The following is an 18,639-nucleotide window of genomic DNA, read 5'->3' on the forward strand; positions in this document are numbered from 1 at the left end:
GTTCAGTCTTTCCGGCGTTGCGCGGCTTGCAGGGGTTCGTCACCGAGGGTCACGTCGTCAGTGCCAATCTGTTCTTCCTCGAACAGGCGCCAGGTCTGCTCGCCTTCGACACCCAGCAGTTCCACAAAACGCCGACCGTTGACCTTGTCCTGCAACTGACCGATGTAACGGCCTGGTTCGGACGGGCTTCGGGTCAGGAACACCCGGCGATCACTGTCAGGGCGCGTGGGTGAAATCAGGTTGAGTTCCAGACGCTCCGGGTTGCTGTTGCCGCTCAGGCGCAGTTCGACTTCGCCGGTCAGCTCATCCATGTGCAGACGCGCATGCAGTTTGAGGGTCTGGGCGAGCACTTCGCGATTCAACGAGCGATTGATGCCTTTGCCGGCCTCGTAATAGTTGTCGGTAACCAGCGGGTCCGGGTGGGTCACGGCGATGAACACCATCGACAGGCTCAAGGTCACCGAACCGGTGAGGATGGCGATGATGATCCATGGCCAGAGGTGCCGGTACCAGGGGCTTGCAGCAGTCGCAGCGGGCATGACGGGGCTCTTAACGAATAGGTGGGCCAAGGAAGCGGCTTTGGGTCTCGACCTGTGTATCGCTGTCGATGTCCTTGAGGGTAAAGGTGACCTCGTTGCTGTGCGACGGCAGTTTTTCCGGCGCACTGGACAGCTCCACCGGCAGGCTGATGATTTCGCCCGCCGGAACGCTGATTTCACGACGGCCCTGGAGTTTCAGGTCGGGCAGGCCGCTTGCCTGCAGCACATAGGCGTGGTCCACCTGATCCTTGTTCATCACTTTCAGGCTGTAGACGTTCTCGATCCGGCCTTCGGCGTTTTCCCGGAACAGCATGCGGTCCTTGCTGACCTCCAGACCCACCAGCGTGCGCATGCAGAACGCCGCGGTCAACAGCGCAATCATCAGCAGCAGGACCAGCGCATAACCGATCAGACGCGGGCGCAGGGTGCGGGTGCGTTGCCCGGACAGATTGTGTTCGGTGGTGTAGCGAATCAGGCCGCGAGGGTAATCCATCTTGTCCATGACCGTATCGCAGGCATCGACGCACGCCGCACAGCTGATGCACTCCACCTGCAGGCCGTCACGAATGTCGATGCCGGTCGGGCAGACCTGCACGCACATCGTGCAGTCGATGCAGTCACCCAGCCCCAGTGCCTGAGGATCGGCCTCCTTCTTGCGCGGACCTCGGGCTTCGCCACGATTCTGGTCGTAGGAGATGATCAGCGTGTCCTTGTCGAACATCACGCTCTGGAACCGCGCATAGGGACACATGTAAATGCATACCTGCTCGCGCAGCCAGCCGGCATTAAGGTAAGTGGCCAAGGTAAAGAAACCGACCCAGAAATAGGCCCAGCCATCCGCCTGGCCCGTGAACAGATCCACGCACAGCGCGCGGATGGGTGAGAAATACCCCACGAAGGTCATACCGGTGGCAAACCCGATCAGCAGCCACAGGCTGTGTTTGGCGAACTTGCGCAGCAGTTTGCCGGCACTCATCGAGGCGTGGTCGAGCCTGATGCGCTGGTTGCGGTCGCCTTCAGTCACTTTCTCGCACCACATGAAGATCCAGGTCCAGACACTCTGCGGGCAGGTATAGCCACACCAGACCCGTCCGGCATAGACGGTGATGAAGAACAGCCCGAACGCTGCAACGATCAGAATGCCGGACAAGAGGATGAAATCCTGCGGCCAGAACGTTGCACCGAAGATGTAGAACTTGCGTTCCGGCAGATTCCACCAGACCGCCTGATGCCCGCTGCGATTCAGCCAGACCGTGCCGAAAAAGATCAGCAGCAACAGGGCGCCGCCGAGCATCCGCACGTTTCGAAACAGGCCTTTGAACGCGCGGGTCTGGATCTTCTCGCGCGAAGCATAGAGGTCGGTGAATTCGCCGCCTGTTTCGGATGCCGGGGTGATGTCGTGTACTGGAATCTGCTTGGTCATCGATGAGTCCAGTGGCGGTAGCCTGACCCCGGCTGATACCGGTCAGGCAGGTTCACATACGCGTTCAACGTGCTGCACGTGAATAAATGGCCGCTTCTTCATTCAACTGGCTGACCCAGGGATTGAGCAGTGCGACCCCGCACGACTGAAAGTCCATTGTGTTGCGTGTGACCACGGTCATGCCATGCACCAGCGCAGTGGCGGCGATCAACGCATCGCATTCGCTGCGCGAGTCGGGAACGTGCAGTTGAGCGCAGCGCCTAGCGACTTGAGTGTCGACGGTCAGGATACGCCCGGCGAACGCCTTCAATACATGCTGGTCGAGCCACATTCGCAATATTGCGCCTTGTGTCGGGTCGCGGCGTTCGATGCGCAGGATACCTGTTTCGAGTTCAAGAATCGTGATGGACGAGATGAACAGGCTGGAGGCCATTTGTGTTCGCGACCAGCGCAGCACATTGGCGTCTGCAGTGCGCTTTCTGAGCTCTGAAACCACGTTGGTGTCGAGCAGGAACATCAGGACAGATCAACCTGTCGGGGCGTGATCACGGCGCGCTGAGGCTCGAACTCGATATCGATGTCAGTGGGCATTATCAGCATGTCGGCGATGCTTGCCGCACTGCCGGTCAGCTTCAGGTAATCCTCGATGCAAAGCAGCACATGGGCCGGGCGGCCTCGGTCGGTAATGAACACCGGGCCTTCATTAGCCGCCTTCTTGGCCCCGCTGGTGTCCTGATTGAATTCACGGCTGGAGAGGGTAGTGGGCATGTGCGCGACTTCCGGAATGAGTAGACAGCGTATTGTGGTCGTGAACGAGTCTAGTTATGTAGAGATGTAACTACAACGAATTTGTTGTTTCAGACTGCAACAACCATGGACTGAGCGGAGCCCTGTCATCTGGATTCAGCAGGCTGCTCTTGGCGGGACAGGCTGTAAACATAGGCAGCCAGAATGTGAACCCGGTCATTGCCTTGCAGTGCTTGCTGAGCAGGCATCTGGCCCTGGCGGCCATCACGTATGGTCTGCTGCAACTGAGCGTAGCTGGAACCGTAGATAAACGCGTTGGGGTGGGTCAGATCCGGTGCGCCGAGAATCGGCATTCCCTTGCCCTCTGGACCATGACAGGCCACGCACAGGCTGGTGAAGGTCTTCTGTCCGGCCACCGGGTCAGCCTTGGCATCCTCCGGTAGTGCGCGCGCGTCCAGCTGCGTCAGCACGTAGGCCGCCACATCGCGAACACCCTGTTCGCCGAGCACGCCGCCCAGGGCTGGCATCACGCCCATACGGCCTGCAAGAATGGAGGTCTTGATCGACTGGGCATCGCCGCCCCAGCGCCAGTCGGCATCGGTCAGGTTGGGAAAGCCATAGGCGCCTTTCGCGTCAGAGCCGTGGCAGACCGAGCAGTTGGACGCGAACAGACGTGCACCGATTTTCAACGCCTGCGGGTCTTTGGCCACTTCCTCGACGGGCATGGCCGCGTACCTGGCAAACAGCGGCCCATAACGGGCCTCGGCGTTTGCGACTTCCCGCTCCCATTCATGGACACTGGTCCAGCCTTGCTGGCCGTCGGAGAATTGCGTCTTGCTGTCCTGGTCCCGGTATTCATAACCGGGCAGCAACCCCTGCCAGTTGCCCAGCCCCGGGTACAGGAGCAGATAGCCCAGCGCAAAGACGATGGTCGCCAGGAACAGATAGAACCACCATCTGGGCAGCGGGTTGTCGTATTCCTCGATACCGTCGAACGTATGGCCGACGGTTTCATCTGTCGGTTCGTCGGGCTGACCTTTGCGTGTGGACAGCAGCAGCCAGAGCATGGCGATGATGGTGCCCAGGGTCAGGACCGCGATGTACAGGCTCCAGAACGTACTCATGACCGGCCTTCCCGTTCAGCCCTGGCAGTTTCGACCTTGCCGATGGCCTCGGGGTCATCCGCGAAAGGCAGCAGGGTCGCGTCGTCGAAGTCTGCCTTGCGGGCAGGGCTGAACACCCACAGCATCAGGCCGATGAACGCCACCATCACGACCAGTGTGCCAAGGCCTCGAATCATTCCGATGTCCATCATGATCACCGTTTGCTCTTGATGAGCGTGCCAAGGCCTTGCAGATAGGCCACCAGCGCGTCCATTTCGGTCTTGCCCTGCACCGCAGCCGCTGCACCGGCGATATCCGCGTCGGTGTACGGGGTGCCGAGGGTGCGCAGCACCTGCAGCTTTTTCGCAGTCTGCGTGCTGTCGATGGTCTTCTCGGCCAGAAACGGGTAGGCCGGCATGATCGAGGTCGGGACCAGGTCGCGCGGGTTGTTCAGGTGTACCCGGTGCCACTCGTCCGAGTAGCGACCGCCGATCCTTGCCAGGTCCGGCCCGGTGCGTTTGGAGCCCCACAGGAAGGGGTGGTCCCAGACGCTTTCGCCCGCCACCGAGTAATGCCCGTAGCGCTCGGTTTCGGCTCGCAACGGGCGGATCATCTGCGAGTGGCAACCGACGCAGCCGTTGGCGATGAACACATCACGGCCTTCCACCTCAAGCGCGCTGCGCGGCTTCATGCCCTCGACAGGCTGGTTGGTGACGTCCTGAAAGAACAGCGGGACGATCTGCGTCAGCCCGCCGATGCTCACGGCAATCACCATGAAGAAGGCCAGCAGGCCGATGTTTTTTTCGAGCGCATCATGCTTCATCAATGCGCTCCCGCGACGGCGATACGGGTGGCTGATTCGGCTGCCTGCGGGTCCGAGGCACGTATCGTACGCACCACGTTGTAGGCCATCAGCAACATGCCGCTGGTGAAAATCGCGCCGCCGATAGCCCGCACTATATAGCCCAGGTGGCTGGCCTGCATGGTTTCGATGAAGGAGTAGGTCAGCGTGCCGTCGTCGTTCACTGCGCGCCACATCAGGCCCTGGGTGATGCCATTGACCCACATCGAGGTGATGTACAGCACGGTGCCGACGGTCGCGAGCCAGAAGTGCGTGTTGATCAGGCTGACGCTGTACATATGCGGGCGGGCATAGAGTTTCGGAATCATGTGGTAGACCGACCCGATGGTAATCATCGCGACCCAGCCCAGTGCCCCGGCGTGGACATGGCCGATGGTCCAGTCCGTGTAGTGCGAAAGCGAGTTGACGGTCTTGATTGCCATCATCGGACCTTCGAAGGTCGACATGCCATAGAACGCCAGCGAGACCACCAGAAAGCGCAGTACCGAATCGGTCCGCAACTTATGCCACGCGCCTGACAGCGTCATCATGCCGTTGATCATCCCGCCCCAGCTGGGCACCAGCAGAATGATCGACATCACCATGCCCAGCGACTGCGCCCAGTCTGGCAGGGCGGTGTAGTGCAGATGGTGCGGACCGGCCCAGATATACAGGGTGATCAATGCCCAGAAGTGCACGATGGACAAACGATAGGAGTAGACCGGGCGCTCGGCCTGCTTGGGCACGAAGTAATACATCATGCCGAGAAAACCGGTGGTCAGGAAAAAACCGACGGCATTGTGTCCGTACCACCACTGGATCATGGCGTCGGTGGCGCCGGCATACGCCGAATAGGATTTGAACAGGCTGACCGGCAACGAGATATGGTTGACGATGTGCAGCATGCCGGTCACCACGATGAACGCGCCGTAGAACCAGTTGGCGACATAGATATGCCGGGTCCGGCGTTTGACGATGGTGCCGAAAAACACCGCAGCGTAGGCGGCCCAGACAATGGCCAGCAGAATCGCCACCGGCCATTCGAGCTCGGCATATTCCTTGGTGGTGGTGTAGCCCATCGGCAGCGTGACGATGGCGCCGACGATCACGGCCTGCCAGCCCCAGAAGGTGAAGGCCGCCAGACCATCGGAAATCAGCCGCGTCTGGCAAGTGCGTTGCACCACGTAATAGGAGGTGGCGAACAGCGCGCAGCCGCCGAAAGCGAAGATCACCAGATTGGTGTGCAGCGGGCGCAGGCGCCCGAAGGTGGTCCATTCAAGTTCCAGGTTCAGCCCTGGCCAGACCAGCTGCGAAGCAATGAACACGCCCAGGCTCATGCCGACCACACCCCAGACCACGGTCATGATGGCAAACTGGCGCACCACGGTGTAGTTGTAGGTTGTCGGACTGATTGTTGTGCTCATTGCAGACTTCCACGATTCAGAGGGTTACCGCAGACGTAATCGGGCCAGGGCGATGCAGCGCTGGAAATGGCATCGAAGCACACCGAAAAGGCAGGGGCAGGAACAGACAGGCACATCAAAGAGTGTCAAAGGGTTGCGGCAGACGCGTTTCGCGAGTTTAGCTTTGAAACAGGGGTGTGGGAAGTCGTAGCAAGGCGCAGAGGGCAGCGCTATGTGTGAGTGGGTATTCCGCACCCCGTTGCAGGGTGCGGAGTTCACGCATCGCCGCTGGACTGGAACACAGCGGTGGCGACCTTCGCGTACAGAAGAGTTGATCAGGACTCGCGCAAAGACCGTCACGTCTATTCAGTCGGCAGTGACACCTGTCATTGCCCCGCAAATTGGCCTGAGCAGGTATATGACTCTGGTGACCGACTCAGCGGTGTTGTTGCAGTTGTGCGAGGCCAGTGCCGTCAATGAAACCGCCCGGGGTGTCAGGTTTGGGGCGCTCATCGCCTCGGTACTTTACCTTTTGCACCTTGACAGAGTACTCGGGCAGACCTGAATGGTGGCTGTCCGACGGGACGAGGCATGCCGATGCGCCTCGCGCTCGCGATTCGTGCAGGATTCGCAACCCTGTTCGCCGCTATAGTAGCGGGCCACTCGGCGACTCACCTGAATGAGGCAACCATGAGCAACGGCTTGAAGCCTGTTATCGGTACGAATCAATGGCTGCACCTGATCAGTGACAGAGGCTGGCTATGGACGCCCGCTCGGCCTGCGGATGCGCTGGAAGCGCCGACCTTGCTGCTGGCGCACGGTGCAGGCGCACCGATGGACAGCGACTTCATGAACCGCATGGCGGCTGATCTGGCGGCGCAAGGTATCAGCGTCCTGCGCTTCGAGTTTCCCTATATGGCGCAGCGGCGTCAGGGCGGCAGCAAGCGTCCACCCAATCCACAGGCGCAACTGCTGGAATGCTGGAGAGAAGTGTTCGCCTGCGCGCGTGCTCACATCTCTGGACGTCTGGCGGTCGGCGGCAAATCGATGGGCGGGCGGATGGCCAGCCTGATCGCCGATGAGCTTGAGGTCGATGCGCTGGTGTGTCTGGGGTATCCGTTCTACGCCGTGGGCAAGCCTGAAAAACCACGCGTGGCTCATCTGGCCGAACTGAAGACACCCACGCTGATCGTGCAGGGCGAACGCGACGCGCTGGGTAATCGCGAAGCGGTGGAAGGCTATGCATTGTCGAGTGCCATCCGGCTGCACTTGTTGCCGACTGCCAATCATGACCTCAAACCATTGAAGGTCTCGGGCATCAGCCACGAGCAATGCCTGGCTGACTCCGCGAGAGAGATTGCCGGGTTCCTGCGCACCTGAGTCACCGGCAATACAGGTCGAAGGCGCCGTCGGTCACATCCAGGTTGATTGATGACATATTGAAACTGAATAAGCCTCTTATCCGCAGTGTGCAGGGACTGCCTTCAAGCAGAACCAGCCGACCGCCCTGGAAATGCGCCGAGTGGTAGACGGTGTTCTTCCGGTGCAGCGTTTCGTTGTAGATCACCTTGATCTGCTCATGATCGATCAGGTCGTGGTCGCCGGGCTCGAGATCGCGATCCAGAAACAAGCCGAGGGTGGCTCGCCTGTTGCCCACCTTGCCGTCGGCGATAACCTGCCATATCCATTGAGCAGGGGCCCGTTCCAGTTCCGATCGCAGGGTCAGTCTGCCTGTCAGAGAGGAGGTCTTGAAGGGCTGCGTGTTGATGCTGGCGGCAAAACGGCCTTCATGGACAGCAGTGTGAACGCAACGCTGGGGTGAGGGAGGCGGACGATGCATGGACTGAACCTGAGAAGCTCCTGAAAACGGCGACAGGGCGTTACACCTTTAGCGCAACGCCCTGCCGGATGATCAATGGGTTTCAGCAATCGATCATCTGATGCCTACGCCAAGGCTGGAGTTGTGGCTCTTCAGTTTGAAGTTGCCGCCAGTGACCATGTTTTTCACGTAATACCAGTTCCATCCGCCGATGCCGGCGCTTGAGACAGTCGACGACCAATAGTTGCCGTTGCCCATCGGCCAGCGATTGCCATACAGGGCGTGGATATCCACCAGCTCGTGAATGGTTGGAATCCTCGCGCCGTTGTTGCCCGCGTTTTTGCTGATCTGAGAAAAGCTGCCGCTGCCCAGGCCGATGCAATGGATGACGCCGGTGACGGTGACCGTGTACTGCTTGCTCGCGCCCAGCGCATCGGTCGCAGTAATGATGGCCGTGCCTTTGCCTCGAACCGAGGTCAGGCCGTTGCTGTCCACTTTCGCGACCAGCGGGTCGCTCGAGGTGTACTGATAGGGGGCCTGTCCGCCACTGGCCTGACGCTGAACGGTGGTGTCGGCCGGGAAGTTCGGCAGCAGGTCCGGCGAGCCCGGAAGCAGATACACCTTGCCAGCCAGCGTGACCGGCGAAGTGTCCAGCACCAGCGCGGGCTGCGCCGCCAGAATCTGCAGGGCCAGCGTGCCGGATACCTGCACCAGACCGTTGACGCGATTGACGACATAGGAAATCGCCACCGTCTGCCCGGCGTTTGCCGTGACCAGCGCCGCAGCAAACACTACCTCCAGCGTCTTGCCCGCGTCTGCGCCGGTCAGGGTCTTTTCCCGGGTGTCATTGCCGTTGGGCCCTTGCCACTGTGCGATCACCTGGTCGCCGGCTTGCAGATTGGCGGTGGCGTCGATCACCACGGTTGCGCCGGATGAAGCGTTGGCCGGGTCGAGCGTGGTGCCGGTGGCTTCTTTTAGGGTGGGGGTGGGGAGGGGCAGTGCCACCATCTCACGGATAGTAATTGCCAATCTCTGCGATTCAGCAATTCTGTCTCCATGTTGCGCCGTATACCAGACCTGTACCTGCCCGTTTAGATTGGCATCGATGTACCGTTTGGGAATGCGGAATACGGTTTCCCTGTTGACGGTTCCTGTATTGATAACGGTGTATGTGCTGTAGGTGCCCCCTGCATCACCGCCTTCCCAGTGAATGGTGACTTTGTCTCCCTCAGCCATTGCGCGATAAGGCAACACGCGAACAATGGCTTCGAGTGGTATATCGGCCGGGTCGAGAATGCCGTCCGCACTCAGCTTGTCTACGGCAGGAGCTTCCAGCGGACTGCTGTTATCCACGTCCACGAGCAACCGTAGTATGGGCGATTTGAAGAACGCTCTCGCGTAGGTGGTTACGGTGTAGTAAACCTCAAGTGAACCGCCTGCCAATGCACTCACCTTTTCATCCGGGATCAAATACTCGATGCCCTTGCCGATATCATCAGCATTCAGGTTTTTAACCTCCTGATGCATGACCGTCTCACCGTTGGCAGCCTTGCCAATCCATACCAGATTGATGTCGTGGCCGTCCGCCATAAAGTAATAAGGCGGCACCTGAGTGATCACATTGTGACTATCAGGGTTCAGAATTCCATTGGTGACGCCTTGGACATGTGGCAATGACAGTTGCTGCGGTTGACCGAGTACTGCGAGAGTCAGACTCTTTGAACGCAATGCCTCGCCAGTGCCTTTGATCACTGTGTATTTCAAACGTGCCCGGCCCTGTGCGATGGGATGGAACTGTTCATTGGGGATGAGAAACTCCACGAAGCTGCCAGGTATCTGAACCACTTTTGATGCGGTGAAGGACTCCAGCTGAATGCCTTCTGCAGTGTTACGCTCCATCACGAAGTTTATGATGTCACCAGTGGCGATACTGGCATGTGACAGCACGAGCGCTTGAACATCTGCGCCGGCCAGCTTATCGAGATCAAGCTCCATGTTGGGCGCCTGTGGGGCGATAGGGGCCTGCAGGCTGGAGTTGCCAGCCTCGACTGCAACATAGGCTGGGAAAGAGAAGCGTGACCAGTTATTGACGATATCCCTGACATCGTACCGGACAACAATATTTTCCGAGTCCCCTGCTTCGATAATAATCTGCTTGTCGATACTCACAGTGACCGGTTTACCAAGCTGGTCTGCTGTCAGAGGAGGGTGTTCGACTCTGATGCCGTGCCAATAGATGAAAATCGAATCCCCTGCAGCCATATTTTCGTAAGCGTCGAGGGTAACGCTTACCCCCTCAGGTGAGGTGATCACGCCAGACGGGTTGACGGTCGGGATGTCGAGCTTTTCATTTTCGTAGGGTGTGGCTGGGTCGGGATCCCGACCACCGGGGATTTCCAGTTTGACGACTATTTTGTTAACAGGCGAATGTTCCTGGATATTGGAGGGGAACGGTGTATAGAGATAGTTGACATCAGTAAGGCCTGACTGGACCCAGCGGGTATCCACATACAATGAAAAAAAGCCATTGGTGTTCGGTGAGTCTGAAGAGTGTGTGTAGGTATCAATAACCTCATTGTGTGTGCCCCAGAACAGGTCGATCCGATCTTTTGGCTTGAGGTTGATAGGGCCGATCAGTATTTCTATCGGCTTGGCCGGATCTGCTACGTCAACATCGCCAATGCCTTGAGGGTTATAGCTCAAGGGCAGTGGGACAGGCAGTGCAGGTAAGGTCTGTATTGTATTCATCGATGTTCTCTTTTTCTTGTTTAAAGATAAATGGCGAAGTTTAGGCGAGGTCAAATTCTGCAGAGTCCACCGACACGCATATCGACGTAGGCGCTGGCGCGTTTCGAGTTACCTTGGCCCATACTGCTTCTTACCTGGAAGCTGATCTCGGCATGCCCGTAACAGTGCTGGTTCAATACAGTGCGGGGCACCAGAATATTAACGCCGTTCTGGACTTCTTCCTGAGTGAGGGCCGGTGACGTGACTGACCATTCGAATTTTTTATCATCGCCCACCAGCTCGTTGTAGGCTTCATAGGTGAAGACAATGACGTGTCCTGGGGCCATATTTAAATAGGGTTGGATAAAAATGGGGGCGCCTTGCGCACTGTTTTCAAAAGTGAGCGTGCCGTTGGCAGACAGCGACATAAATTGCGGCGCTTCTGGTCCGTCCGGGCCACCCGGTAATTCATTTTTTGAACGCACGATCAAGCCCTGCTCTGATGACGTGGAGAGATTGGGATTACCCTCGGTTTTGACGGTGTAATAAACTCTGATGTCGTTACCTGTGCCCACGGCGGTGAACTTACTGTTCAGTGCAGTGAGCAACAGCGTACGGCCGGCGACGACGTCGCTGTTGGTGAGCGTGTAGGGTTGTTCCAATACTTCTTGGCCGCCCCAAAAGACCGTCAAGATCTGATTGGCCTTAAAGAGAGGGTTCCAGTTAATCAAGACGGTGGCGTCAAGTTCAAAGTCGTTCTCATCAATAAAGTTGTCTTCGTTGCTGGGCGTGCTGCTGCTACCTTTGATCGTCGGTTTGTCGAGAACGCCGGGTACGGGCAGCTCGATGTTGACAAGCACCTCAAGAGGGTCTGAAGTACCGGTAATCTGTCCATTTCTAATGACGTAATACTTGATATCGCGCAGACCACTCTGAGCCTGTTCAATGATCAGATACGGGACATCAAAAAACAGAATGAAAGGTTCGTCGAGGTCCTCCACGGCAATAGAAGCAGGCCCTAACTCTTCAGAACCCCAGTGCAGGAGAATCTGATCGCCTTCCATCAAAAAAGACGAGAAAGGAATTTTCACCTCGACGCTGGCCATGGCCTCTGCGTAATCAATCACGCCGTCGTTATTATCGATAACCGGAGCAGGCAGTCCTGGTGTCACGTCGGTCAGAAACAGAGGGATGGTAATCTTCTGAGACTCGGCAGACGTGTTTCCGGCCCGGTCTGTCACCGTGTAATAGGTTGCGCCTGCAGGGCTGCCGAGAGCAGTAAGAAACTCTTGGGTAAACAGGATTTCGATCGCTTGACTTTCATCTTCCAGGCCGTTCAGTTCAAGCTCTGGACCGGGCACGTTTCCCCAATAGGTTTTGATAACGTCGCCGCGATTCAGTCCCGAATACCCGAAAATGCTACCGGTCAATACACCGCCCATGGACTGAAGCTCTTCAAGTGTCAGACCATCTTTGGCCCCGGCTGGAAAATCCATATAACCCAGTTGATGGGCGCCCGGAGCGGTGCGGTCGACAATAATCGTTTTGATTTGGGACGATTGCTCGGTACCACTGGGATAACCGATCGTCAAGTAGTCAAGTTTGTACGCGCCATCGTCTTTCAGTTCGGTGTCGACGGGGATGGTCAAGCGTAGTAACGTTCCGACCGGTGGAAGAGGTACCAGTTGACCTGCTAAACCAACTTTATCGCCATTCAATTGCAACTGGTAAGAGTCTTGAAGCCTGGCACCTTCCCAGACCGGAAATTCGACGATGATGTCATTGACAAGGTCGGCAGTTTTTATAAGTCCGTCCGCTTCATCGGCGACAGGAACAAACGGTGGTATGAGCGTCAGTTCTTGATTGGGGCTGCGTGTGTAAAAATTGTTTTTTTGACGCATGTCGAAATTCCTCTATTTGATTTTTATTGACGAGCAGGAGTGTCCTGACGCCGTCAGTCGATAACGATAATTCCAAGGGCGCTTGGCCGTCAGAGAGAAGTTCTTGGCTTCATCTGGATTTTTAAGTAATAGGCTTTTTGAGCAGCTGTCAATGCTCTTTAGGTAAATATTTTTATTGGGGTAGGCTGGCTGTCCAATCCGGTGAGCTTAATGTTTTGTGGGAAAGGTACTACTAAAATTTCGGAATTGGATTACTTGTTTGTTAGTGGAAATTAATTGTATCCGCTAGCGTTGCAGCCACAATAAAACTCCTATGAATGTTGAGGGTTTCTTATTGTGGCTGAGTGTTTTATTGGGAAGTGTGGGCTTTACAGGGCAGGGCTGGGCGCTATTGCGTGCCTCGCATCGACTCACGTGATGGCTGACTCTCCGCTTAGGGAGATTGTCAGCGACCGGACAGAGTATGTGGATGCGGCCAGCGCATTTCATAATTACTCTGTATACGGTACTGGATACCTTCATTCCGATGGGGCTGCGATCAAACGTATCTCTTCTTATGGCGGAAGGACCGAATTAACGGGCAATACCCTGGTCAAGGATGGAATGTTGTCTGACGGCGACGCTCGAGTTTCAGTTAAAGACTCCACCATCCTCAGCGATAGCACGATAGCGCTCGTGGTGCAGGGCAACTCGAACGTGACACTTGAACACAGTGTCGTTGAGGGAAAAGGGGGCGGCATTACCGTTGCCGAGGACGCCTTCGCCCTGATCAGCAATACACAGGTCAGCTCGCTGCAGGGTGAAGTTGGTAGACACACTGGCTGGGGCGTTGGCATTTTTGGCGCTCGCGCTGACATCACTTCCCGAAGCTACATAAAAGGCTTGTCTCACGGGGTATGGTTCACTCATCCACGCCTCACAGTGGGTGATGGAACGCAGTTCAATTACGGTCAACTGAGCATCGACAACTCTACCGTCGAAGGGCTGACAGGAGCCGCCATAAGGGTGGAAGGGCGTGAGGGTATAAGCCACCTTGCGGATATTGAGATCAAGAACAACACCCTCCTGCTGTCCGGCAATGGCATGCTTCTTGAGGTTCTGAACCAGAGCACCGCCAACTTCAACGTCGACAACAGCACCCTCAATGGCAACCTTGTCGCCGATGACACCAGCACCCTGAACATCACGCTGCAAAACGGCGCGCAATTGAACGGCGACATCGTCAATGGCAACCGTCTGGCGATTACCTCGGGCAGTCACTGGCAGATGCAGGGCGACAATGCCGTCAGGTCGCTTTCCCTGCAGGGTGGCAGGGTTTCGTTTGCTGGCGAAGGGTTTCATACCCTTTCGCTGAATGAGTTGTCAGGCGCTGGCACGTTCGGCTTGCGCGTGGATCTGGACAACGGCGTCGGAGACCTCATCGACGTCAACGGCCAGGCCAGTGGGCAGTTCGGCTTGCGCGTGCGCAATACGGGGGTGGAGGTTGTGTCTGCCGACATGGCACCGCTCAAGGTGGTGCATACCGAAGGTGGCGACGCGCAATTCAGCCTGCTGGGCGGGCGGGTTGACCTGGGGGCCTATTCGTATTTGCTGGAGCAGCAGGGCAATGACTGGTTCATCGTCGGTAAAGACAAGGTCATAAGCCCTTCGACCCAGAGCGCGCTTGCCCTTTACAGCGCGGCACCTGCGATCTGGATGAGTGAGCTCTCTACCTTGCGTTCGCGCATGGGTGAGGTTCGTGCAAGCGGCAGGGCGGGCGGCTGGATGCGTGCCTATGGCAACAGGCTGAATGCCACGACCAGTGACGGTGTCGACTACCGGCAGAAACAAAGTGGCCTGTCGCTGGGTGCCGATGCGCCCGTCGAGGTCAGCAATGGTCAGCTGGTGGTGGGTGTGCTGGGAGGGTACAGCACCTCCGATATCGATTTGAGCCGTGGCACCACGGGTAAAGTCGACAGCTACTATGCAGGCGCCTATGCCACCTGGCTGTCGGACGATGGCTACTACGTTGACGGCGTGCTCAAACTCAACCGCTTTCGCAACAAGGCAGATGTTGCCATGAGCGATGCAAGCAAGGCCAAGGGTGACTACACCAACAACGGGATAGGGGGCTGGGTCGAGTTCGGCCGCCACATCAAACTGGCGGACGATTACTTTCTCGAACCGTTCGCTCAGTTGTCCAGTGTCGTCGTTCAGGGGCAGGAGCTGCGCCTGGACAACGGCATGAAAGCGAAGAACGACCAGACCCAATCCGTATTGGGCAAGGTGGGCACCTCGCTGGGCCGCAGTGTTGCGCTCAAGGATGGCGGAGTATTGCAGCCTTATGTACGTGTCGCCATTGCACAGGAGTTTTCGCGCCGCAACGAGGTGAAAGCCAACGATGTGAAATTCGATAACAGCCTGTTCGGTTCGCGCGGCGAACTGGGAGCCGGGGTATCGGTGTCGCTGTCCGAGCGTCTGAAACTGCACGCGGACTTCGATTACATGAAAGGTCAGCATATCGAGCAACCCTGGGGAGCGAATGTGGGGCTGCGCCTGGCATTCTGATTCTTGAGGCCAGTGACTGAGCAACACCAGAGCCCCCAGTGAGTGATCACCGGGGGCTTTTCAGTTATTGATCGGTAAACCTGCGTTTGCGTTGTCTCTGTCGAGAGGTGACAGGCACCGCGTAGTTGACGTTTACCCGCAGCACTGGCGATGTGCCGATCCGTCGATGATCACGATAAAGCTCGTAATACAGGTCAACCAGACCGTACTGAACATAGGGCGTGAAAGTGTAGGAAATACACAGCACACGTATCACGCTGTTTTCGCCCACCCGATGGAAAAGCGTGGTCGATGACAGGTTTTTTCCCCAATAAAAACGGATTTCGTCACCCCAGCACATTTTGACTGACCCTGGGATATGAATGGTAATGCCCGCATGTGCCTGTTCGTGACTGATGGAATCAGGATCGATGTCAGGCAGCACAGGTGCTTTCAGCGTGTCGGAAATATCGGATGGAAGATGGAGGGGGCTCGCGTGTCGGTAGAGGCTCTGGTGGGGTGGGGCTTCTTGAACAGTGCTCGCGCTGTCGGGATTGTTTTGTTCTTTTTGGGTGCGCGCCGCTACATCCGTGGATTGTTCTTTATCCATCGTAAACTCTTTTATTGACATTAAGTTGAGTTGTTATGTGCGTGCCGGCAGTTGTCGGCAACGGAAATATTACAAGGCACATAAGTGTTCAGGTCAAGCGTCTGCGGATGTCAAAGCCAAGCCAGGGTTGTGTGAGGTTGTGCAGTTACATTTGGTATCATGTTCGTAGTGAATTATCGCTCGTTAGTGCCGGAGATGCTGTAAATAAAGGGTGTGGCTTGATGTGGGTGTTTTTCCAGGGGTTTTTATGCGTGAAATACCTGTAGGACATTAACTACAGATAAGTCTTACAAAAGGTAAAAAAGTAAGTTTTGACTAAATTCCCACTCCTGCGTAGGAATATTCACTCAACTTTATCATTAGGGTCTCGCACGCGTTAGCGTACGAGGCCGTCAAGGTTATGGGCAGAAATGTAGGCTGCTGTGCTTAAAACTGCATTGACAGGGTCACAGAGTGCGAGAGCAGTGAAACGTTGCCCGCACGGTCGATGACCTGATAGTTGATGGTAGCGTGTTGGCTGTCCAGACCAAGCAGGAATGCTTTGCTGAAAACGATCTGCATGGGAACGGTGGCAAGGTTTTCAGGCTCCACCACATGAACTGGGCCTTCTCTGTTATTGCAGAAGGTCTGGATGCAATCGCCGGCCTGCATGTCGGCGTAGCCGGGGAGCATGCCTTTCAGCGCTTCGCCGAAATTGACCTGATGGAAGATGATAGGCGCAAGCAGTGCTGCGCCTGGGGCGGTGCGGTCGATAATCAAGGAGGTAGACGGTGAATCCATTACAGTTTGGTTGATATTGTTCGTGGCCATACAGCGCAAGGTGTATGAACGCTCTTCTCTCAAGTACTTTTTGTCCAGCTCCAAGTGAACTACTTCGCCAGGCTTGTTATCGTGAGTCAGGATTTTTCGTTCCCCTACCAAATGACCGTCCAGGTTCAGTTGGATGTCATAGCCCGGACGCATCTCGCTCCAAAGAACAACCTCAACGCCTACCGGCCGGTTCAGGCTGTCAACTGGCATCATTCCATCAATAGGGCTGGCTGCTGGAACACGTGGTGCGGAAAATTTATAGTACTGGGTGGAATCTTTCATTTTTTCTCTCCAATTAAAAAGCCAAACGCCACATGGCGTAGCTCTAAAGTTCTTACTCGGGTGATAGTCGGTGGTTGCAGGGGTAATAGATAACTACCGCATCACCTGAATTTCAACTAATCGGAGTATGCGTTCGCTGTCAATGGTCAGAACTACTGCATTGCTGTCATTGAAGATGCTAAGGAAATATCCTACACATTCTTCAGATGGCTTCTTAAGTTTTGTCAGATTTGAAGAGAGCGCTAACAGGGCACACTGTTAACACTCATAAAAAAGCCCCGACCAACCGAAGTTCGTCGAGGCTTGGTAAACAGCTTCAGGCCTTAGCGATTAAACCGCTCTACCAGCGAATACTGTGAGTTGGCCGTGTCGGTCAGTTCGCCACTCAATACGGCAGAGCGACGCGCTTCGTCAGAGGTCTGGTCTGCCAGGCTGGCGATGGTGGCGATGTTGCGATTGATTTCCTCGGCCACGGCGCTTTGCTCTTCCGTGGCGGTGGCGATTTGCGTGGTCATGTCGGTGATATTGGCGACAGCCTCGCTGATGCCCACCAGCGCCTGATCTGCCTCCAGTACCCGGGCAACGCCTTCTTCGGCCTGACGGCGACCGGTGTCCATGGTGTGTACCGCGTCGGTTGCGGTCTGCTGCAGTTTGGCGATCAGGCCATGAATCTGCCCGGTGGACTCGGCGGTGCGTTGTGCCAGCTGGCGTACTTCATCTGCCACGACGGCAAAGCCGCGACCCATCTCACCGGCGCGCGCCGCTTCGATCGCGGCGTTGAGGGCCAGCAGGTTGGTCTGGTCGGCGATGCCTTTGATCACATCGACCACGCCGCCGATTTCATCGCTGTCCTTGGCCAGGCGGGTCACGGTCAGGCCGGTTTCACCCACCGAGGTGGACAGGCGCTGAATGGCTTCGCGGGTTTCACCGGCGATATCGCGCCCGCGACGCGTCAGTTCGTTGGCCTGCTGGGTGGCATCAGCGGCACGGTTAACGTGGCTGGCGACTTCCTGCGTGGTGGCGGCCATCTGGTTGATGGCGGCGGCAACCTGCTCGGTTTCCACACGCTGACGTTCCAGCCCGATCGAACTGGCATTGGCCAGCGAGTTGGACTGGCGGGCCTGACTGTTCAGGTGTTCGGCCGTGTCCTGCAAACGCGTCAGGCAGGTTTTCATGCGCGCTTCCTGGCTGAGGATCGACATTTCCAGGCGCGCTTGCGGGCCACGGCTGTCGGTGTACATCTGCGCGATCAACGGGTCGGAAGTGGTTTGTTCGGCCAGGCGCAACAAGCGTTTGGTGCCACGCTGCTGCCAGGAGAGCCCCAGCAGGCCCAGCGGTACCGACAATGCCGCAGCCAGTGCAAACCCCCAGTGTGAATTGAGCCACACGCCGATCAGAAAGCTCAGCTGGCTGACCAGAATGAACGGCAACCAGTCCTGAAGTACCGGCAGCCACTTGTCGCGGCCTGGTACCGCGCTCTTGCCCTTGTTGAGCCGGGTATAAAGCGCCTCGGCACGGCGGACCTGTTCGGCGGTCGGCTTGATGCGCACCGACTCGAAACCCACTACCTGGCGGTTTTCCAGCACCGGCGTCACGTAGGCATTGACCCAATAATGATCGCCGTTCTTGCAGCGGTTCTTGACGATGCCCATCCACGGCTGCCCGGACTTGAGCGTGGTCCACATGTGCTCGAATACCGCAGGCGGTACATCCGGATGACGCACGGTGTTGTGCGCCGCACCCAGCAATTCAGCCTCGCTGTAACCACTGATGTCGACGAAGGCATCATTGCAATAGGTGATGGTGCCTCGGGTGTCGGTGGTGGAAATCAGTCGTTGTTCGGCAGGAAATGTCCGCTCATGTTGAGTGATGGGTTGGTTGTTGCGCATGGGATTTCGATCCTTCGAT

Annotated in this window: 16 protein-coding genes; 2 read left to right on the plus strand and 14 right to left on the minus strand. The window is 56.9% G+C overall.

Translation table 11 applies throughout. From position 1 onward, the window contains the following. Positions 1-2: 2 nt before the first annotated feature. From KBY08_RS03850 to ccoN, 8 genes are all read right to left on the minus strand, one after another. Positions 3-539 carry a FixH family protein gene (locus KBY08_RS03850; protein WP_011268427.1) on the minus strand — a complete coding sequence of 179 codons (537 nt, stop codon included), beginning with the start codon at positions 537-539 and terminating at the stop codon, positions 3-5. Positions 540-549: 10 nt separating this feature from the next. Next, a complete protein-coding gene (gene ccoG, locus KBY08_RS03855) occupies positions 550-1,962 on the minus strand; it encodes a cytochrome c oxidase accessory protein CcoG (protein ID WP_111522244.1) in 1,413 nt (470 codons plus the stop codon). Between the two features lie 64 nt (positions 1,963-2,026). Continuing rightward, positions 2,027-2,479 carry a type II toxin-antitoxin system VapC family toxin gene (locus tag KBY08_RS03860; RefSeq protein WP_004408118.1) on the minus strand — a complete coding sequence of 151 codons (453 nt, stop codon included), beginning with the start codon at positions 2,477-2,479 and terminating at the stop codon, positions 2,027-2,029. Further along, entirely contained in the window at positions 2,479-2,730 is a 252-nt protein-coding gene (locus KBY08_RS03865) for a type II toxin-antitoxin system prevent-host-death family antitoxin (protein ID WP_003370228.1), read from the minus strand. Before KBY08_RS03865 ends, KBY08_RS03860 begins: the two co-directional genes overlap by 1 nt. A gap of 125 nt (positions 2,731-2,855) precedes the next feature. Then, complete coding sequence (ccoP, locus tag KBY08_RS03870) at positions 2,856-3,833, minus strand: cytochrome-c oxidase, cbb3-type subunit III (protein WP_024642994.1); 978 nt, start codon at positions 3,831-3,833, stop codon at positions 2,856-2,858. Beyond that, the gene (locus KBY08_RS03875; protein ID WP_004408120.1) at positions 3,830-4,021 is read right to left on the minus strand and encodes a CcoQ/FixQ family Cbb3-type cytochrome c oxidase assembly chaperone; all 192 of its coding nucleotides are present in this window, start codon (positions 4,019-4,021) and stop codon (positions 3,830-3,832) included. The genes ccoP and KBY08_RS03875 overlap by 4 nt, the downstream gene beginning before the upstream one ends. Positions 4,022-4,026: 5 nt before the next feature. Further along, positions 4,027-4,635, minus strand: coding sequence for a cytochrome-c oxidase, cbb3-type subunit II (gene ccoO / locus KBY08_RS03880; protein WP_004408121.1), 609 nt, complete (start codon positions 4,633-4,635; stop codon positions 4,027-4,029). Further along, positions 4,635-6,077 carry a cytochrome-c oxidase, cbb3-type subunit I gene (gene ccoN, locus KBY08_RS03885; RefSeq protein ID WP_011268422.1) on the minus strand — a complete coding sequence of 481 codons (1,443 nt, stop codon included), beginning with the start codon at positions 6,075-6,077 and terminating at the stop codon, positions 4,635-4,637. The genes ccoO and ccoN overlap by 1 nt, the downstream gene beginning before the upstream one ends. 669 nt (positions 6,078-6,746) lie before the next feature. Here ccoN and KBY08_RS03890 point away from each other — a divergent pair. After that, positions 6,747-7,436 (plus strand): alpha/beta family hydrolase, encoded by a 690-nt coding sequence (locus tag KBY08_RS03890; RefSeq protein WP_225651081.1) that lies wholly within the window; start codon positions 6,747-6,749, stop codon positions 7,434-7,436. Between the two features lies 1 nt (position 7,437). Here the strand turns inward: KBY08_RS03890 and KBY08_RS03895 are convergent, their stop codons facing one another. The 3 genes from KBY08_RS03895 to KBY08_RS03905 form a co-directional block, all read right to left on the minus strand. Continuing rightward, a complete protein-coding gene (locus KBY08_RS03895) occupies positions 7,438-7,896 on the minus strand; it encodes a hypothetical protein (protein WP_024640086.1) in 459 nt (152 codons plus the stop codon). A 93-nt stretch (positions 7,897-7,989) separates the two neighbouring features. Next, positions 7,990-10,623: a hypothetical protein gene (locus KBY08_RS03900; RefSeq protein ID WP_111522246.1), complete on the minus strand. Its 2,634-nt coding sequence runs from the start codon at positions 10,621-10,623 to the stop codon at positions 7,990-7,992. Positions 10,624-10,673: 50 nt separating this feature from the next. Beyond that, a complete protein-coding gene (locus KBY08_RS03905) occupies positions 10,674-12,503 on the minus strand; it encodes a hypothetical protein (protein ID WP_024660956.1) in 1,830 nt (609 codons plus the stop codon). A gap of 603 nt (positions 12,504-13,106) precedes the next feature. On the opposite strand from KBY08_RS03905, the gene KBY08_RS03910 reads away from it, so the two are divergent. Next, positions 13,107-15,050 (plus strand): autotransporter outer membrane beta-barrel domain-containing protein, encoded by a 1,944-nt coding sequence (locus KBY08_RS03910; RefSeq protein WP_177410932.1) that lies wholly within the window; start codon positions 13,107-13,109, stop codon positions 15,048-15,050. Between the two features lie 64 nt (positions 15,051-15,114). On the opposite strand, the gene KBY08_RS03915 is transcribed toward KBY08_RS03910, so the two are convergent. The 3 genes from KBY08_RS03915 to KBY08_RS03925 all read right to left on the minus strand — a co-directional run bounded on the left by KBY08_RS03915 (position 15,115) and on the right by KBY08_RS03925 (position 18,620). Next, positions 15,115-15,639, minus strand: coding sequence for a hypothetical protein (locus KBY08_RS03915; RefSeq protein WP_024640083.1), 525 nt, complete (start codon positions 15,637-15,639; stop codon positions 15,115-15,117). A gap of 426 nt (positions 15,640-16,065) precedes the next feature. Beyond that, positions 16,066-16,731, minus strand: a complete 666-nt coding sequence (locus tag KBY08_RS03920) for a hypothetical protein (protein ID WP_024652080.1) — start codon at positions 16,729-16,731, stop codon at positions 16,066-16,068. A 323-nt stretch (positions 16,732-17,054) separates the two neighbouring features. After that, on the minus strand, positions 17,055-18,620 hold the full coding sequence (locus KBY08_RS03925) for a PAS domain-containing methyl-accepting chemotaxis protein (protein ID WP_011268416.1): 1,566 nt from the start codon (positions 18,618-18,620) through the stop codon (positions 17,055-17,057). Positions 18,621-18,639: the final 19 nt, after the last annotated feature.

It is taken from the genome of Pseudomonas sp. P135, assembly GCF_020312125.1.
GTDB lineage: Bacteria > Pseudomonadota > Gammaproteobacteria > Pseudomonadales > Pseudomonadaceae > Aquipseudomonas > Aquipseudomonas fragariae.

What these genes read in the sequence shown, in the direction of transcription:
- KBY08_RS03850 (WP_011268427.1), bottom strand. Translation starts at nt 539, where the DNA reads ATGCCCGCTGCGACTGCTGCAAGCCCCTGGTACCGGCACCTCTGGCCA.
- ccoG (WP_111522244.1), bottom strand. Translation starts at nt 1,962, where the DNA reads ATGACCAAGCAGATTCCAGTACACGACATCACCCCGGCATCCGAAACA.
- KBY08_RS03860 (WP_004408118.1), bottom strand. Translation starts at nt 2,479, where the DNA reads ATGTTCCTGCTCGACACCAACGTGGTTTCAGAGCTCAGAAAGCGCACT.
- KBY08_RS03865 (WP_003370228.1), bottom strand. Translation starts at nt 2,730, where the DNA reads ATGCCCACTACCCTCTCCAGCCGTGAATTCAATCAGGACACCAGCGGG.
- ccoP (WP_024642994.1), bottom strand. Translation starts at nt 3,833, where the DNA reads ATGAGTACGTTCTGGAGCCTGTACATCGCGGTCCTGACCCTGGGCACC.
- KBY08_RS03875 (WP_004408120.1), bottom strand. Translation starts at nt 4,021, where the DNA reads ATGGACATCGGAATGATTCGAGGCCTTGGCACACTGGTCGTGATGGTG.
- ccoO (WP_004408121.1), bottom strand. Translation starts at nt 4,635, where the DNA reads ATGAAGCATGATGCGCTCGAAAAAAACATCGGCCTGCTGGCCTTCTTC.
- ccoN (WP_011268422.1), bottom strand. Translation starts at nt 6,077, where the DNA reads ATGAGCACAACAATCAGTCCGACAACCTACAACTACACCGTGGTGCGC.
- KBY08_RS03890 (WP_225651081.1), top strand. Translation starts at nt 6,747, where the DNA reads ATGAGCAACGGCTTGAAGCCTGTTATCGGTACGAATCAATGGCTGCAC.
- KBY08_RS03895 (WP_024640086.1), bottom strand. Translation starts at nt 7,896, where the DNA reads ATGCATCGTCCGCCTCCCTCACCCCAGCGTTGCGTTCACACTGCTGTC.
- KBY08_RS03900 (WP_111522246.1), bottom strand. Translation starts at nt 10,623, where the DNA reads ATGAATACAATACAGACCTTACCTGCACTGCCTGTCCCACTGCCCTTG.
- KBY08_RS03905 (WP_024660956.1), bottom strand. Translation starts at nt 12,503, where the DNA reads ATGCGTCAAAAAAACAATTTTTACACACGCAGCCCCAATCAAGAACTG.
- KBY08_RS03910 (WP_177410932.1), top strand. Translation starts at nt 13,107, where the DNA reads ATGTTGTCTGACGGCGACGCTCGAGTTTCAGTTAAAGACTCCACCATC.
- KBY08_RS03915 (WP_024640083.1), bottom strand. Translation starts at nt 15,639, where the DNA reads ATGGATAAAGAACAATCCACGGATGTAGCGGCGCGCACCCAAAAAGAA.
- KBY08_RS03920 (WP_024652080.1), bottom strand. Translation starts at nt 16,731, where the DNA reads ATGAAAGATTCCACCCAGTACTATAAATTTTCCGCACCACGTGTTCCA.
- KBY08_RS03925 (WP_011268416.1), bottom strand. Translation starts at nt 18,620, where the DNA reads ATGCGCAACAACCAACCCATCACTCAACATGAGCGGACATTTCCTGCC.